Origin of the sequence: Ilumatobacter sp. (assembly GCF_030065885.1) — a bacterium.
GTDB lineage: Bacteria > Actinomycetota > Acidimicrobiia > Acidimicrobiales > Ilumatobacteraceae > Ilumatobacter.
This window is the reverse complement of sequence record NZ_JASJCS010000065.1, coordinates 1-16,576: the sequence shown is the minus strand read 5'-3', so window position 1 is coordinate 16,576 and position 16,576 is coordinate 1. Positions and strand designations below refer to the sequence as shown.

The 16,576-nt window shown below is 69.6% G+C and carries 15 protein-coding genes and 1 pseudogene; 9 read left to right on the top strand and 7 right to left on the bottom strand.

All coding sequences use genetic code 11. The features are described 5' to 3' along the window. From QNJ12_RS14360 to QNJ12_RS14340, 5 genes are read left to right on the top strand one after another with little or no spacing between them, the layout of a single operon-like run. Nucleotides 1-813, top strand: a complete 813-nt coding sequence (locus QNJ12_RS14360; RefSeq protein ID WP_300623505.1) for a hypothetical protein — start codon at nucleotides 1-3, stop codon at nucleotides 811-813. Further along, nucleotides 810-2,099 (top strand): nickel-dependent hydrogenase large subunit, encoded by a 1,290-nt coding sequence (locus QNJ12_RS14355; RefSeq protein WP_300623503.1) that lies wholly within the window; start codon nucleotides 810-812, stop codon nucleotides 2,097-2,099. Before QNJ12_RS14360 ends, QNJ12_RS14355 begins: the two co-directional genes overlap by 4 nt. A gap of 5 nt (nucleotides 2,100-2,104) precedes the next feature. Continuing rightward, on the top strand, nucleotides 2,105-2,575 hold the full coding sequence (locus QNJ12_RS14350; protein ID WP_300623501.1) for a hydrogenase maturation protease: 471 nt from the start codon (nucleotides 2,105-2,107) through the stop codon (nucleotides 2,573-2,575). 37 nt (nucleotides 2,576-2,612) lie between these two features. Continuing rightward, a complete protein-coding gene (locus QNJ12_RS14345; RefSeq protein WP_300623499.1) occupies nucleotides 2,613-2,888 on the top strand; it encodes a YciI family protein in 276 nt (91 codons plus the stop codon). A gap of 34 nt (nucleotides 2,889-2,922) precedes the next feature. Beyond that, nucleotides 2,923-4,203: a flavin-dependent oxidoreductase gene (locus tag QNJ12_RS14340; protein WP_300623497.1), complete on the top strand. Its 1,281-nt coding sequence runs from the start codon at nucleotides 2,923-2,925 to the stop codon at nucleotides 4,201-4,203. Between the two features lie 12 nt (nucleotides 4,204-4,215). On the opposite strand, the gene QNJ12_RS14335 is transcribed toward QNJ12_RS14340, so the two are convergent. Together QNJ12_RS14335 and QNJ12_RS14330 are read right to left on the bottom strand one after the other, a co-directional pair. After that, nucleotides 4,216-4,896: an SDR family NAD(P)-dependent oxidoreductase gene (locus QNJ12_RS14335; protein WP_300623495.1), complete on the bottom strand. Its 681-nt coding sequence runs from the start codon at nucleotides 4,894-4,896 to the stop codon at nucleotides 4,216-4,218. Next, the gene (locus QNJ12_RS14330; protein ID WP_300623493.1) at nucleotides 4,878-5,303 is read right to left on the bottom strand and encodes a PPOX class F420-dependent oxidoreductase; all 426 of its coding nucleotides are present in this window, start codon (nucleotides 5,301-5,303) and stop codon (nucleotides 4,878-4,880) included. Before QNJ12_RS14330 ends, QNJ12_RS14335 begins: the two co-directional genes overlap by 19 nt. 131 nt (nucleotides 5,304-5,434) lie before the next feature. On the opposite strand from QNJ12_RS14330, the gene QNJ12_RS14325 reads away from it, so the two are divergent. Next, entirely contained in the window at nucleotides 5,435-7,531 is a 2,097-nt protein-coding gene (locus QNJ12_RS14325; protein ID WP_300623491.1) for a 3-hydroxyacyl-CoA dehydrogenase NAD-binding domain-containing protein, read from the top strand. Between the two features lie 150 nt (nucleotides 7,532-7,681). Here QNJ12_RS14325 and QNJ12_RS14320 read toward each other — a convergent pair whose 3' ends face one another. After that, nucleotides 7,682-8,803, bottom strand: coding sequence for a serine hydrolase domain-containing protein (locus QNJ12_RS14320; protein WP_300623489.1), 1,122 nt, complete (start codon nucleotides 8,801-8,803; stop codon nucleotides 7,682-7,684). A gap of 136 nt (nucleotides 8,804-8,939) precedes the next feature. After that, complete coding sequence (locus QNJ12_RS14315) at nucleotides 8,940-10,523, bottom strand: alpha/beta fold hydrolase (protein WP_300623488.1); 1,584 nt, start codon at nucleotides 10,521-10,523, stop codon at nucleotides 8,940-8,942. Nucleotides 10,524-10,666: 143 nt separating this feature from the next. On the opposite strand from QNJ12_RS14315, the gene QNJ12_RS14310 reads away from it, so the two are divergent. After that, nucleotides 10,667-11,587, top strand: a complete 921-nt coding sequence (locus tag QNJ12_RS14310; protein WP_300623487.1) for an ABC transporter ATP-binding protein — start codon at nucleotides 10,667-10,669, stop codon at nucleotides 11,585-11,587. Further along, a complete protein-coding gene (locus tag QNJ12_RS14305; protein ID WP_300623485.1) occupies nucleotides 11,584-12,354 on the top strand; it encodes an ABC transporter permease in 771 nt (256 codons plus the stop codon). The genes QNJ12_RS14310 and QNJ12_RS14305 overlap by 4 nt, the downstream gene beginning before the upstream one ends. 24 nt (nucleotides 12,355-12,378) lie before the next feature. Here QNJ12_RS14305 and QNJ12_RS14300 read toward each other — a convergent pair whose 3' ends face one another. Then, nucleotides 12,379-13,569: a CynX/NimT family MFS transporter gene (locus QNJ12_RS14300; protein WP_300623483.1), complete on the bottom strand. Its 1,191-nt coding sequence runs from the start codon at nucleotides 13,567-13,569 to the stop codon at nucleotides 12,379-12,381. Nucleotides 13,570-13,665: 96 nt separating this feature from the next. Between QNJ12_RS14300 and QNJ12_RS14295 the strand changes: the two genes are divergently transcribed. Further along, complete coding sequence (locus QNJ12_RS14295; protein WP_300623481.1) at nucleotides 13,666-14,529, top strand: 5'-3' exonuclease H3TH domain-containing protein; 864 nt, start codon at nucleotides 13,666-13,668, stop codon at nucleotides 14,527-14,529. Nucleotides 14,530-14,545: 16 nt separating this feature from the next. Here the strand turns inward: QNJ12_RS14295 and QNJ12_RS14290 are convergent, their stop codons facing one another. Continuing rightward, a complete protein-coding gene (locus tag QNJ12_RS14290; protein WP_300623479.1) occupies nucleotides 14,546-15,553 on the bottom strand; it encodes an NAD(P)H-dependent glycerol-3-phosphate dehydrogenase in 1,008 nt (335 codons plus the stop codon). A gap of 68 nt (nucleotides 15,554-15,621) precedes the next feature. Next, nucleotides 15,622-16,576 (bottom strand): annotated as a pseudogene (locus tag QNJ12_RS14285) (hypothetical protein); the annotation flags it as partial.

Below are 16,576 nucleotides of genomic sequence, written 5' to 3'. Positions count from 1 at the left end.
GTGAGTGTCATCGCGGACCAGGCACCGACGGCGACCACCAGATCGAACCCGAAGCTGGCGGTCTGGAAGTTCGCGTCGTGTGACGGCTGCCAGCTGAGCCTGCTCGACTGCGAGGACGAGCTGCTCACGGTGGCCGGCCACATCGACATCGCCTACTTCCCCGAGGCGTCGAGCGCGCTCATCGAGGGGCCCTACGACGTGTCGCTCGTCGAGGGGTCCGTCACCACCGAGCACGAGATCGAGCGGATCCACGACATCAGAGCGCAGTCGAAGGTCCTGGTGACGATCGGAGCGTGCGCCACCGCCGGCGGCATCCAGGCGCTGCGCAACCGCGCCGACATCGCGGAGTTCGTCAGCATCGTCTACGCGCACCCGTCCTACGTGTCGACGCTCGCCACGTCGACGCCCATCGCCGACCACGTCGATGTCGACCTCGAGCTGCGCGGCTGTCCGATCGACCGCAGCCAGCTGATCGAGGCGATCGCCGCGCTCCTGACCGGACGTCCGGCGCGCCTGCCGACCACCAGCGTGTGCGTCGAGTGCAAGGCGCGCGGCACACCGTGCGTGATGGTCGCGCTCGGCACGCCGTGCCTCGGTCCCGTCACGCAGGGCGGCTGCAACGCGCTCTGCCCGGCGTACCAGCGGGGCTGCTACGGATGCTTCGGGCCGATGGAGAGCCCCAACACCGGCGCACTCGCGGACTGGTTCTCGCAGCTCGGCATGTCCGACGCGGCGATCGCCCGTTGCCTCCGCGGCTACGCGGGTTGGGGGCAGTCGTTCGAACGAGAAGCAGACCGAAGGGATCCGACATGACCGACATCGACCTCCACGTCCCGGTGCTGGCACGCGTCGAGGGCGAGGGCGCCATGCACGTCGAGGTCGCGAACGGCGAGGTCGCAGACGTCCGGCTCGAGATCTACGAGCCACCGCGCTTCTTCGAGGCCTTCCTGCGCGGACGCGACTACACCGAGCCGGTCGACATCACCGCTCGCATCTGCGGCATCTGTCCGGCCGCCTACCAGATGAGCGCGAGCCACGCGATCGAGCGGCTCTGCGGTGTGACCGTGGGCGGGTCGATCCGCGAGCTTCGCAGGTTGCTGTACTGCGGCGAGTGGATCGAGAGCCACGTGCTCCACATCGGGTTCCTGCACGCACCCGACTTCCTCGGGTACCACTCGGGCATCGCGATCGCCGCCGATCACCCCGAGCTGGTCGAGCGGCTGCTCACCCTGAAGAAGACCGGCAACGAGATCATGGAGGTGCTCGGCGGCCGCCCGATCCACCCGATCAACATTCGGCTCGGCGGGTTCTACCGCGCGCCGACCCACGACGACCTCGCAGCGCTCGTACCGCAACTCCACGAGGCGCGAGAGACGTGCGTCGAGCTGATCCGCTGGACGGCCGGCTTCGACTTCCCCGATCTCTCGCAGGACTACGAGTTCGTCTCGCTCCGGCACCCCGACGAGTACCCACTCAACGAGGGTCGGATCGTCTCCAACCGCGGGCTCGACATCGACGTCGCCGAGTTCGAGGAGCACTCGATCGAGGAGCACGTGGCCCATTCGACCGCGCTGCACGCCCGCCTCGGCGAGCGTGGGTGGTACCACGTCGGGCCGTTGGCCCGCTGGGCCAACAACTACGACCTGCTGCCCGGCCCGGTGACCGACCTCGCCACCGACGTCGGGATCGGGCCCGTCGTCACGAACCCGTTCCGGAGCATCGTCGTCCGCGCGCTCGAGACGCTGTGGGCGATCGACGAGTCGCTGCGGATCATCGACGCCTACGAACAGCCCCCGCAACCGTGCGTCGAGGTCCCCGCCCGGGCCGGCGTCGGGTGGGCCGCGACCGAGGCCCCGCGCGGGCTCCTCTACCACCGCTACGAGATCGATGCGGCGGGCAGCATCCTGGCCGCCAAGATCGTGCCGCCAACGGCACAGAACCAGGCGACGATCGAAACGGACCTCCGGCACTTCGTCGCCGCACACCTCGACCTCGACCACGACGAGTTGCAGCGCCGCTGCGAGCAGACGATCCGGAACTACGACCCGTGCATCTCCTGCTCGACGCACTTCCTGCGCCTGACGGTCACCGAGCGGTAGTCACTGTGGGCCACGAGCCGGTCTCCCACCCGCTCGTCATCGGTGTCGGCAACCGCGATCGTGGCGACGACGCCATCGGGCCGCTGGTGGTGGACGCGGTTCGACACCGGTGGGGGGACGACGTCGACACGCTGGTGGCCGAGGGTGATCTCGCCGACCTCGCGGCCCGCTGGCACCGCAACCAGGACGTGCTGATCGTCGATGCCGCGAAAGGCGGCCGCGCACCCGGCGAAACCGTCGAGATCGACGCGCTCGTCGAGCATCTCCCGGTCGACTCGACGCTGTTCTCGAGCCACGGAGCGGGGGTCGGGGAGGCGATCGAGCTCGGACGCCTGCTCGGCCGCCTCCCCCGTCGCCTGACCGTGATCGCCGTCGAGATCGAGCGAACCGGACCGTTCGAGGACCTCTCCCCCGCGGTCGCCGCCGCCCTGCCGGTGATCGTCGAGCGGGTCCGCGCGCTCCTGATACGCCCCTGAGCACCCCGCCATGGCGGCGAGCCGTAGTCTCGGCCGCATGCTGTTCGTGTTCCACGGCCTCGACCACCCCGGGTCCATCGACCTCCGCCGCGAGACCCGGTCGGCCCATCTCGCCCACCATTCGAGCCGGCGTCATCCGGTCGGCGGACCGCTGCTCGACGGCGACGGCGAGCCGTGCGGGACGTTGATCATCTTCGAGGCCGACACGCTGGCCGACGCCGAGGCGTTCATCGCCGACGATCCGTACGTGCTGGCGGGGCTGTTCGGCTCGACCACCGTGCGGGCCTTCGAGGCCGTCGACTGGCCGACCTGATGGCACCCCTCGCGCAGCACGGTCGGCGACACCGATGACGCCCGACGCCCGACCGGTCGTGCTGATCGCCGGCGGGGGCATCGCCGGGCTCGCGCTCGCGCTGACGTGCCACCAGATCGGCGTCCGTGCGGTGGTGTTCGAGTCGGTCCGCGAGTTGCAGCCACTCGGCGTCGGGATCAACCTGCAGCCGAACGCGGTCCGCGAGCTGTACGACCTCGGGCTCGCGGCAGAGCTCGCCGCGCTCGGTGTCGCGACGCAGGAGTGGGCGCTCGTCGGTCGGAACGGCAACGACGTCTGGTCCGAGCCACGGGGCGTCGCCGCCGGCTACCGGTGGCCGCAGTTCTCGGTCCACCGTGGCCGGCTGCAGATGATGCTGCTCGACGCAGTCGTCGAACGCATGGGGCCCGGCGTCGTGCTCACCGGCCACCGGGCCGTGCGCTACGCCAACACCGCGAGCGGCGTCACGGCGACACTGCTGCGGCGATCGGACGGCGCGGAGATCGAGTACCACGGCGACGTCCTCGTCGGTGCCGACGGCCTGCACTCGGCGATCCGCGCCCAGATGCACCCGGGTGAGGGGCCGCCGCGGTGGGGCGGTGCGGTCATGTGGCGCGGCGCCGCGCCCGGTCGGCCGATCCGAACCGGCGCGTCGTTCACGCTCGTCGGCTCGATGGAGCAGCGGTTCGTCCACTATCCCATCGACGACGTCGACCCCGAGACCGGCCTGCAGTTGCAGAACTGGATCGCCGAGCTGTCGTTCGACCCCGGGGAGGGGTGGGAGGCCGGCGGCTGGAACAACCGGGTGACGACCGACAGGTTCCTGCCGGCGTTCGAGGACTGGGACTTCGACTGGCTCGACATCCCGGCGCTGATCACGAGCACCGAGTCGGTCTGGGAGTACCCGATGGTCGACCGCGACCCGGTCGATCGATGGGTCGACGGCTCGGTGGCGCTGATCGGCGATGCCGCGCACGTGATGTATCCGGTCGGGTCGAACGGCGCCAGCCAGGCCATCGTCGATGCCAGGGTGCTCGGCGCCAACCTCAGCGAGCACGGGGTCGGTCCCGAGGCGCTGCTCGGCTATGAGTCGGCGCTGTGCGAGACGGTCTCGCAGCTCGTGCTCCGCAACCGCGGCGCCGGGCCGGTGGGCATCCTCGGCGTCGTCGACGAGCGGTGCGGCGGCGTGTTCGACGACATCGACGACGTGATCTCGCGTGACGAGATCGAGGCCTACATGGCGCGCTACAAGCAGGCCGCCGGCTTCGCGATCGACGAGCTCAACGAAGCGCCGCCGACGATCCCGCCACGCCCGTAGGCCGCATCTCGGCTACCACTCGATCGGCGTACGGTCCCGGAAGAAGCCGCCGTTCGGGCCACCGGGAGGGTGGGTGAGCAGCCAGACGATCGTGTCGGCGCCCTCCGAGACGTGCCGGCCGCCGCTCCCCGAGCCCGCCGAATCGACCCAGGCCGGGCACATCGCGTTGACCGTGACGTCGCCGGACACCTCACGCGACGCCTTGACCGTGAGCGCGTTGAGGCCCGCCTTGGTGACCGAGTACGTGGCCGGCCCGCCCAGACCCTCCCCGAACGAGCCCCAGCCCGACGACACGTTGACGACACGCCCGTAGCCGCGCTCGACCATGCCCGGCAGGAACGCCCGCATCAGCCGCCACGGACCGACGAGGTTGGTCGCGAAGGCGGCGTCGAGGGTCGCGTCGTCGACCCCGAGCACGGTCGAGGAGTCGTACGAGACCGCGTTGTTCACGAGCGCGTCGATCGTCACCCCACCGAGCCGGTCGACGAGGTCGTCCACCGAGCCCGGATCCGCGACGTCGAGCACCTCGCCCCGAGCACCCAGCTCCTCGGCGGCGACGCTCACGCGATCGGCATCGCGGCCGGTCACGACGACATCGAGGCCCGATGCGACGAGCTGCCGGCAGACCTCGCGCCCGATGCCGCGGTTGGCGCCGGTGACCAGCGCCGTCCGCGTCATGTCGGGCCGTCCCACGGCCCGTGCCCGCGGACCTTCGTGGGCGTGACGCGGATGATGAAGCCGTCGGGCGGATCCGGCATCGGCGGGAACTCGGCGCCCGGGCCGATGTAGCGCTGTGCGTACTCTCGCAACAGCGCCGGCGCGCCCCCCTCGGTGACCTCGGCGGTGCCCTCGACGACGACGTAGTGCTGCATGCCCATGTCCTCGCCGTCGGCCTCGATCGAGAGCGACACCCGGTTGTCGCGCGCCAGGTTCGCCAGCTTCTGGTCGGGTGCGAGCTTGCCGATGTGGATCTCGTCGCCGGCCATGCCGACCCAGACGATCGTCGTGTGGGGCCGCCCGTCCTTGGCCACCGTCGTGAAGTGGGCGAGCCGACCCGAGTCGACCACGGCTCTCACCCGTTCGTTCAGCTGCACGCTCATGACCGTTTCCCTTCGCTCGGTACTGGCGCAGACGCTACGAGCTGGGCCGGAGAACGTCGAACCCGACCCATGGATCACCGCCGGGGCGCTCGGAATCGGGGCACGACCGACCCGACTGCTTGACTGACACGATGGCTGCACTGACCGAATCCGTTCGCCTCGAGACCGAGGCGGACGTTGCGCTGATCATCATCGACAACCCGCCCGTCAACGCCTTGAGCTGGCACGTCCGTCAGGGTCTGTTCGACGGGATGAACCAGGCGGTCGCGGACGGCGCACAGGCGATCGTGCTGATCTGCGACGGCCGGACGTTCATCGCAGGCGCCGACATCAGCGAGTTCGGCGGCGGCGCGCCCGAGGCGGCCAGCCTCGCCGACGCACAGGCGGCGATGGAGAACGCGCCGGTGCCGGTCATCGCCGCGATCCACGGCACGGCGCTCGGTGGCGGCCTCGAAGTCGCGCTGTGCGCGCACTACCGGGTCGCGCTCCGCTCGGCGAAGTTCGGGCTCCCCGAGGTCAACCTCGGGCTGTTGCCCGGCGCGGGCGGCACGCAGCGGCTGCCGCGGCTGGTCGGCGTGCCGAAGGCGTTGGAGATGATGACCTCGGGCCGCCACATCGGCACCGACGAGGCACTTGCCGGCGGGCTCGCCGACGAGGTCGTCGACGGCGACACCGACGCGTTGCGAGCCGCCGCGCTCACGTTCGCCACGCAAGCCGTCGAACAGGGCATGCCGCTCGTCAAGGTGCGCGATCGCGACGACAAAGTCGCCGAGGTCCGCGGCAACGACCAGCTGTTCGCCGACTTCCGCGCCTCGATCGCGCGCAAGACCCGGGGCTTCCTCGCCCCCGAGTACAACATCCGCTGCATCGAGGCCGCCGTCAACCAGCCGTTCGACGAAGGCATGGCCGTCGAGCGCAAGCTGTTCCTGGAGCTGATGACGGGCCCTCAGTCGGCCGCCCAGCGCTACTACTTCTTCGCCGAACGGGCGGCGAACAAGATCCCCGACATCGCCAAGGACACGCCGGTGCTCGACATCCAGTCGTGCGGCGTGCTGGGGGCCGGCACGATGGGCGGCGGTATCGCGATGAACTTCGCCAACGTCGGCATCCCGGTCACCATCGTCGAGCGCGACCAGGAGGCGCTCGATCGCGGCCTCGCCGTGGTCCGCAAGAACTACGAGCGGTCGGCGTCGAGAGGCTCGATCCCGCCCGAGGCGGTCGACGAGCGAATGGGGCTGATCGCCGGCTCGACCGACAAGGCCGACTTCGCGGACTGCGACATCGTGATCGAAGCCGTGTTCGAGGACATGGAGCTCAAGCAGTCGATCTTCAGGGAGCTCGACGAGATCTGCAAGCCGGGCGCGATGCTGGCGTCGAACACGTCGGCGCTGGACATCAACGAGATCGCCGCCGTCACGTCGCGCCCAGAGAGCGTGATCGGGATGCACTTCTTCTCCCCGGCGAACGTGATGAAGCTGCTCGAGAACGTTCGCGGCGAGAAGTCGAGCGACACGATCGTGGCGACCGCGATGGCGATCGGCAAGCGGATCGGCAAGGTCTGCGTGATGGTCGGCGTGTGCCGCGGCTTCGTCGGCAACCGGATGCTCTTCATGCGCCGGATCGAGGCCGATCGCATGATCCTCGAGGGCGCCACGCCGGCCCAGGTCGATCGCGTGCTCTACGACTTCGGGTTCCCCATGGGCCCGTTCGCGATGAGCGACCTGGCCGGGCTCGACATCGGCTGGAAGGAAGAGACGTCGTCGAGCTCGACGGTGCGTGAGGTGCTCTGCGAGCACGGGCGTCGCGGCCAGAAGAACGGCCGTGGCTACTACACCTACGACCCCGAGACGCGGGCCCCGACGCCCGACCCCGAGGTCGAGCAGCTGATCCGCGACTTCGCCGTCTCGCAGGGTGTCGAGCAGCGCGAGGTGGGTGACGACGAGGTGCTCGAGCGGTGCCTGTACCCGATGGTCAACGAGGGCGCCAAGATCCTCGAGGAGGGCATCGCGATCCGCGGCAGCGACATCGACGTCGTCTGGGTCAACGGCTACGGCTGGCCGGTCTACCGCGGCGGCCCGATGCACTGGGCCGACTCGATCGGGCTCGCCGACGTCGTCGCGAAGATCCGCGAGTACGGCGACCGCCTCGACGGCGAGCACTGGGAGCTGTCGCCGCTGCTGGCCCGGCTCGCAGACGAGGGTGGCCAGCTCCAGCAGTACAAGAACTGACTGCCGTCGGGCAGTTCACGTGGTCTCGGTCCGTCGGATGGTCAGTCTGGGGGCTGTTGCGGCCGGTCGTGGAGGACGTCTCGGAAGAGGGCGTTGCGCAGGGCGATGTCGCGCCGGTCGAGGAGGGCCGTACCGAGTCGGTTCGGGGCGTTAGCAGTAGCCGATGGCGGTTTCCGGGTCGGCGAAGCCGAACGATCCTCCGTTGCCGGGTGTCCCGAACGCCAGATCGGCGCCGCCACCGAACGGAGCCGATGCGGTCGGTTTCAGGTAGCCGAGCGAGTACAGCGCAGGTTCTTTGAGGATCACGTCCTCGAGGCCCTCGCTCGGGGCCTGGGCGGGCTGCGACAACGCGTCGAGCGTCGGGCGGGTCAGGCCGAGCCGACCGTCGAGGGCGGCGCTGTAGGCAGCCGCGACGGCCCGTGGTGTGCCGATCCCGTTCGCGGCTGGCATCTCGACGGCGAGCACGTCGGGCCGGTTGAGGTTCGTCTCGACCAGCATGTCCTTCGGGTTGGCGAACGAGCGCCGAGTCGGGCTGCGGGGATTCATGAGTGCGAGCAGGAGCCGGCGTGGTGTGTCACCGAGCAAGGCCGACCAGGGGCCGCGACCCACCAGCGTGGCTCGTCGCTCGAGGTCGAAGTCGGGCGGGATGCCGATCCAGAAGTCGAGACCGAGCGGACCGGCGATCTCCTGAGCGAAGTAGGTGCCCAGGGAACGGTGCTGGTGGTCGACCCGGCGGAGCAGTTCGCCCTCGTACCACCCGAGGCTGATCCCGTGATATCCGTGCCGGGTCCCTGCCGGCCACATCGGCTGCTGGAGGGCGACGGCGGCGGCGACGAGATCGAGGTCGGCGAGATCGGCGATGGTGAGCGGCACGTCGATGACGGGAAGGCCTGCCTGGTGCGACAGCAGTTGCCGCACGGTGATGCGGTCCTTCCCGCGCCAGGCGAACTCCGGCCAGTAGGCGGCGACGCGTTCGTCGTAGTCCAACAGGCCGCGGGAGTGCGCATGGGCCACCGCCAACGAGGCGACGCCCTTGGTGGTCGAGAACACGACGATCGGGGTGTGCTCTGACCATCGCCGTCGTGTCGCGCCGTCGGCGTAGCCGCCCCACAGGTCGACGACCCTGCGACCGTCGCGGTAGACCGCGCAGGCGGCACCGAGCTCGTCGCGTTCGGAGAAGTTGGCCCGAAACGCGTCAGCGACCGGCCCGTAGCCCTCGTCGACATCACCGCCGACGATGCCGGCGCGATCACTCCCGATCCGATCGATCATGACAGCCTCCTCGGTATGCGGTGTCTCTCAAGCGTGCGAGGAACGAACACGAGCGGGTAGGGCCCGTGGTCCCTGGACCACGGGCCCCTGCGGACCCGACGGGTTCACCGTCGCGGGTTCTGTGGTGCCGGTCGGTTCAGGCGGCGAAGGCGATGGTCGGCATGTCCGCGATGCACGAGCTGTCGGGCTCGGTGGTCGGATTCTGCAGGAACTCCACTGCCATCGACTGGGGGCATTCGTGCAAGCTCGCACCGTGCCCCATCGCAGGGAACTCGAAGAAGTACGAGTTCGTCAGCGTCTCGGTCGCTGACCGTCCCCACGACGGCGGCGTGGCAGGGTCGAATTGCCCAGCCAGCACCAGTGCGGGCAGATCGGAGGTCACCGGTTCGTTCTCGATGTCGCCGCCGAAGCCTGCCGGCCACAGCTCGCAGAGCTCGAAGACCGCGGGCCCGACGTCGAGGCGGCCGGCGAAGAACTCGCTGAATTCCGGGAACGGCTCGATCGCCGCCGCATAGCCCTCGGGCGTCGAGAAGGGGACCTCCTCGTGGCACTGCACCGAGGAGGCCATCCCCCCGGAGCCGATGCCGAGCAAGGCCAACAGGTTCGACCCGAGCTCCGAGACGATGGTGTCGTCGCCGAACTCGATCTCATCGATCATGCGGGGGATGACGGCGATGTCGTCCGGGGAGTGCAAGCCCCAGCCCACGAGCGAGATGAGCGCGGTGCCGTCGAGGGACACATCGAGCGTGGTTCCGTCGAAGACATCGAGGATGCTGACCTCGACCGGGTCGGCGTCCAGCCGGTCGACGAGCGCGAACAGCCGTTCCCGCAGCTCGGGATGCTCGACGGCACAGACACCGTCGTCGGCGCAGCTCTCGAACAGCAGGTCGAGGGCGCGATCGAAGCTCGCCGGAGCCTCCTCGATCAGGCTCCGGTGGGGCGGATAGACCGAGTCGAGGATCGCGGCGCGGAGGCCGTCCGGGGCGTCACGCATCACGGTCAAGGCCAGGCGGCTGCCATAGGAACCCCCGAGAAGGTTCCAGCTCTCGTACCCGAGCGCCCGCTGGAGGTCGGCGACGTCGGCTGCGCTCGCAGCGCTGTTGTACGTGGCGAGATCGACGCCTTCGGCGAGCAACCGATCGCGGCACGCCTCCCAGGCCTCGAGCTCACGGTCGACGGCCTCGTCGACGGTCGGGCCGACGTCGAGGATCTCCTTGGTCACCTCGACGACCTCGGGGCACGCGAGCGACGGTTCGGACAGCCCGACGCCGCGCTGGTCGAAGAACACCACGTCGCGGTCCTGGAGGTACGGCAGGAACACGTCGTCGAAGCCGAAGCTCACGAACTCGAGCGTTGCGACGCCGGGGCCACCGTCGAGGTACACGATCGGGTCCGGTGCCGGCGAGGACGTGAGGGCCTTGAACACCGCCACGTGCAGCGTGATCGTGGGGCTGTCCGTGTCGCTGCGGTCCTCCGGCACGCTCAGGTCGCCGCACGCGGCCTGGAACCCGGTCGTGTTCTGGAACCGGCAGGGCACGGCCTCGAACGCAGACGGCCCCGGCGGAGGTGTCGTCGACGGAGGTGTCGTCGATGCGGGCGCAGTCGTCGACGCCTCAGTCTCGCGCGTCGCCGTGGACTCCTGCTCGCTGCCCGAGCCACACGCAGCAGCCGAGACGAGGACGATCGCAACCGCCGCCGATAGTGAGGCCCGGCGCGTCACGACCGATCACCCTCTCGCTTCCACCTTCGCGCCGAAGCACCCAACCCACAACCCACGACGCCGGCATGCTCGTCCGGGCACCGAGCTGAGCTGTACAAGAACCTCGCACCGACGATCGCGGCGTCGGTGACAGACTTGCGCCCATGCTGCAGGCCGAGGGCATCTCGAAGCGATACGGCGAGATCCAGGCCCTGTCCAGCGCCGACCTGGACGTCGCGGCCGGACAGATCGTCTCCGTCCTCGGACGCAACGGGGCCGGCAAGTCGACGATGCTGTCGATCATCGCCGGCCTCCTCACCGCCGACGCCGGCACGGTGCACATCGGCGGCATCGACGCGAGCGTCGACCCGGAGTCCGCGGCGAGGCTGCTCGGCATCGCACCACAGAGCACCGGCATCTACACGGTCCTGACGGTCCGCGAGAATCTCGAGTTCTTCGGCGAGCTGGCCGGCTTCGACCGGAGGCATCGGTCCCGCCGGGCCGAGGAGGTCGCCGAACAGCTGGGACTCGCCGACCTGCTCGATCGGCGCGCCGGCAAGCTGTCCGGCGGGGAGGCGCGTCGCCTCCACACGGCCTGCGCGCTGGTCCATGCGCCTGCATTGCTGATGCTCGACGAGCCGACGGTCGGGGCTGACGTCGAGACCCGCCGCCAGCTGATCCAGGCGGTTCGCAACCTGGCGTCGGACGGCGCCGCCATCGTGTACACGACGCACTACCTGCCCGAGGTCGAGGCCCTGGACGCCGACATCGTGATCATCGACGAGGGCCGCATCCTGGCGCGGGGCTCGCGCGACGAGCTCGTTGCGTCGCACCGACTCAGCGGCGTCAGATTCCATGTGGAGGGCCCGCTCCCCGAGAATCTCGAGCTCGATGTCGACGTGGCCGCCCCCTCCGTCTATCACGCACTCGGCGATGTGACGATGGCCGATCTTCTCGAGGGCTTCGGCGACGACGCCCATCGGCTCGTGTCGGTCGAGTCGTTGGCGCCCGACCTCGAGACGGTCTTCCTCGCCGTGACCGGACACGACATCGGATCGAGCGCCGACACCGCGGAGGGCTCGTGACCACCGCGCTCGCCGTCGCCAAGCTGCAGCTGAGGATCCTCCGCAACGATCCCTGGTTCCTCCTGATCATGTTCGCAATGCCGCTCGCCGTGATGCCGCTCTTCGAGCGCACGATGGGTCTCTCGCTCATCGACAGTGGATTCGGGAGCGCCACAGGAGCCGAACAGGTCGTGCCCGGCCAAGCCGTCCTGTTCGCCTTCTTCGTGGCGGGATCTGCCGGCTTCAGCGTCTACCGCGAGCACGGCTGGCGCACCTGGGATCGGCTCCGCGCTTCGGCAGCCGGACCACGCTCGCTCCTTGCGGGGTTCGCGATGCCATGGATCCTGATCAACGTGTGTTACCAGCTCGCGGTCTTCGTCGCCGGCGGCGCGATGTTGGGACTCGGCTTCGACGGCGGCTCGCCGGTCGCCGCGCTGCTCGTCATCACCGGCTATGCCGGCTGTGTCGTTGCCTTGGTGCTGCTGATGGCGTCCAGCTTCCGCACGGTCCAGCAGATGAGCGCGTTCCAGAACGTCGGCGCGATGGTGCTGGCCGGGCTCGGCGGTGCGCTGGTGCCGATCGAACAACTCCCCGGCTGGGCACGTGCGATCGCCCCGGCAACCCCGGCCTACTGGGCGATGGAAGGCCATCGGTCGGTCTTCCTCGAGTCCGGCGGGATCGCCGACGTCGCCCTACCGGTGCTGGTGTTGTTCGGTGCGGCAGCGGCGATCGGAGCGATCGCCTCGATGCGCTTCCGCGCCGACGAGACGAAGGAGTTCTTCGCGTGACTCGGGCCCACCAGACGTAGCCGATCAGGGCAGTCGGCTGGCGAAGGCTGCGCCGATGAACGACACGACGGCCGACAGCACGAACACCCAGGTGAACGAGTCGAGAGCGTCGGCCATCGCGCCGCCGATCTGGGGCGAGATCATCTGGGTCACGCCGAACGCAAGGGTTGCGGCGCTGAACGCCGGTCCGTACGTGTCGACGTCGGTGTGGTCGACGACGTGGGCGATGATCAGGGCCGGCATGCCCGAGAACATCAGCCCGACGCCGACCGATGCGACGGCGACCCACGGCTGCCGTCCGGTCAACACGAGGAGACCGCAGAGCCCGAACAGCACGAACGTGGTGGTCAGCGTCACCCGGCGACCGAACCGGTCCGACAGCGGTCCGAGCGAGAGCCCCCCGACCACCGTGGACGCGCCCATGATCGAGAACATCGTGGCGGCCTCGCCCGACGAGAACCCGGAGTCGTCTTCGAGGCGGGCGACCAGGAAGCCGATGACGAGGATGTACGCGAACCCGAATGCTGCGTACGCGACCGTGACGGGGATCCATCCCTTGACCGTCCTGAGCGCTCCGACACCGCCGAACCCCCCGGCGGCTCCGGGCCGGTCACCGTGCGAGCGAAGGGCGACGAACGCTCCGACGAGCACGACGACCGCGATGGCGAACTCGATGCGGTAGAGCGTCTGCCAGAGATCATCGCGGTCCGAGCGGCGTTCGAGGTACGCCGACATCTGACCGGCGAAGAGGATCCCGATGCCGATCCCCGAGCCGATCAGACCCACCGCCATGCCGGCGCGTGCGGGCGGCAGCGCCCGCGCCGAGATCGCGGGCGCGGGGATCCAGATGACCGCGCCACCGAGGCCCATCGCGGCCAGTGCGAGACCGAGCACCGGCCCCGACGGGGCGATCGCAGCGACGCCGAGCGCGCTCGTCGAGATCACGAGGCCCATCCGGACGAGTCCGACGAGCGTGAGCCGTGAGGCGAGCCATGACACGGCGAGCGTGCCGACGAGGTATGCGCTGACGTTCAACGTGCCGAACAGCCCGGCGATCGTGTTCGATCCGTCGAGGAGGTCATCGCGGGCGCCGGGCAGGACGACACCCCAGGTGAACCGCCCGAACGCCTGGGCGACGCAGGCGGACGCCATCACCAGCACCACGACCAACCAGGCGCGCTCACGCAATGCGACGTCGGCTCCCCCGACGGTCATCGTTCGGCCACGCCAGAGCCCACGTCGGGAGCCTAAGTGGCGCCCGACGATCGACTCCTACCCGCTCGTACGTCCCGGATGGGTCAGACTCCTGGCGTGGCGACGGTGTACCTGGTCGACGGCACGTTCGAGCTGTTCCGCTGCTTCCACGGCGCGCCGCTCGCCACGGGGCCGTCGGGTCGCGAGGTCGGTGCGGCGCGTGGCCTGCTCGCCACGCTCGTTGCGTTGGTGCGGCGACACGAGGTCACGCGCGCTGCCATCGCCTTCGATTCGATCGTCGCGCCGGCTCCCTCGTCGGGCACACCGGGTGCCGATGCGCTGATCGGCGCGCAGCAACCGCTGGCCGCCGACATCGTCCGTGCTCTCGGCCTCACCCTCTGGCCGGCAGGGCGGTACCAGGCAGACGACCTGCTGGCGACCGGAGCCGCCGCCCTCGCCCGCGATCCTGCCGTCGACCGGGTCGTGATCTGCACCACCGACAACGACCTGGCGCAGTGCGTCCGAGGCGACCGTGTCGTGCTGCTCGACCGGATCCGCGACGTGATCACCGACGAAGACGGCGTCCGAGCCAAGTTCGGTGTCGCACCGCAACAGATCCCCGACCTGTTCGCGCTGATCGGCGATCGTTCCGACGGCATCGCCGGCGTACCGGGTTGGGGCGCCAAGTCGGCCGCGGCGGTGCTCGCCCGCTACCCACGCCTTGAGGACATCCCCGACGACGCGAGCACGTGGGAGGTCGAGCTGCGCGGTCGCGAGCGTCTGGGAGCGATGCTCGGCGAGCGCCGCGAGGAGGCCCTTCTGAGTCGCGACCTCTCGATTCGACGCGCCGACCTCCCGATGGCGGTCGACCTCGACTCGGTGGCATGGCACGGTGCCCGCCGCTCACTGATCGACCCGCTGGTCGCCGAGCTCGGCGACGACACCGCCGTCGAACGAATTCCGCGCTGGCGCCACGACTGACGCCGCGACGCACAGGTCAACCGCGCTCGTCGCGCAGATGGCGAGACGTGAGGTCGAGGAAGGCCTGGCGCGGATCCTTGCCCTCGTGGAGCACGGCGCAGACCTGCGCGGTGATCGGCATCTCGACGTCGACCTCGGCCGCCAACTGCCGCGCGGACAGCGCCGTGTAGACACCTTCGCTGACCTCGTGCATCTCGGCCTGGACCTCGGCGAGCTTCCGGCCCTGGCCGATGGCGAGGCCCACACGGCGGTTGCGCGACATGTCGTCGGTGGAGGTCAGCACGAGGTCGCCCATGCCCGACAACCCGGCGAACGTCATCGGCTCGCTCCCGCGGGCGACCCCGAGCCGCGTGATCTCCGCCAGCCCGCGAGCGATCAGCGCCGCCCGTGCGTTGCGCCCGAAGCCGAGCCCGTCGGAGATGCCGACCGCGATGGCGATCACGTTCTTGAGCGCGCCGCCGAGCTCGGCGCTGACGATGTCGTCCGACGAGTAGACGCGGAACGTCGCCGTCGAGAAGAGGTCACGCGTCCGGCGGACCGGCTCGCTCGCAGGGCCGGCGGCGACGACTGCGGTGGGGAGGTCGGCGGCGACCTCGGCCGCGAACGACGGCCCCGACAGCGCGACGATCCGGTCGGGCGGCACCCCGAGCTCTTCCAGGATGTCGCTCGGCATCATGAGGGTCTCCAGCTCGATGCCCTTCGCCACGGTGACCACCAGCTCGCACCGACGAAGTGCGTCGACGGCTCGCTCGAGAATCGATCGCATGTGCTGTGTCGGCACGGCGTTGACCACGACATCGGCGTGATCGAACGCTGCGTCGAGATCGCCGGTGGCATCGAGCTCGGGCCCGAGATCGATCCCGGCGAGGAACATCCGGTTCTCGTGGAGGGTCCGGATGTCCTCGACGACCTCCGGCTCGCGAGCCCAGATCAGCGTGGGGACACCCTGCCTCGCGAGGAGGCGCGCCAGCGCGGTGCCCCATGCCCCGGCCCCGATCACCGATACCGGTGGCTGGTCGCTCACGAGTACCTCCCCTCGTCACCCACCTCGGCGGTCGACGTCGACGATACTCGTACGTCCAGGGGCGGGAGTCAGCTCGCCGAACGCTCCCAGGTCGTGCCCGTCGCGAGTGCGACGCACTTGTAGGCACCGTCGTAGATGCCGATCTGCTTGTTCTTGACGATCGAGTCGCAGAACATCTCCAGCAGATCCGGCTCGTGGGTGAGCAGGTCGATCGCCTGGAGCGTCCGCGGGATCGTGCGGGTCTCGATCGTGCCGTCGCCGAGCTCGGCACCGCGGATCGCACCCCACGCTTCGTGCCCGCCGACGCGCTCGTTGAAGATCTTCGGCACGGGGTAGAACGCGAGCTCGCTCGGCTTGGTGATCAGCACGTCGACGACGCGCATCAAGTAGTTGGTCGAGTACACCGCGTGGAACGTGTTGTCGAAGAGGAAGACGTTCAGCCCGTGTGCGTCGCCGTCGCGGATGTCGTCGGCCAGCGCCTTGGTGTCCTCCCACGTGCGGATGAGGCGAACCTCGTCGCGCCGCGAACCCAGCTCGGCCGACAGCCACTCCCAATTGTCGGCGTGGTCGCCGAGGTTGACGAAGAACGCGGCCTCGTCGCGCCGCACCATCGGGAGCGCGTGCTCGACGATGGCCTTGAAGAGGTCGCGCTGCGCGCCGGCGCCGCCCATCGTGACGAGGAAGCGGCGAGGCTCGCCGTCGCGGAGCCGCCGGAGTCGGGCGGCGCAGTCGACCTCGATGTTCTCGACGAGCTCGTGGTCGACGTGATGGCCGACGTAGTGCAGCGCGTCGCTCGGCGTCGGCTTCAGGATCTCGTCGCGCTCGTCGAAGCCGTTCATCACACGGAAGCCGTAGTAACCCGATGGCGACTGCACGCCGTGCTTGGCGCCCTCGGTGAGCTGGAACGCCATCGGCCAGTTGTCGAACATCATGTCGACCACGTTGGTCATGCCGCCGGCGACCGCGCCCATGCAGTTCCACATGTGGGCCGTGAGGATCGGCATGTCGGACGGCAGCGCGTGG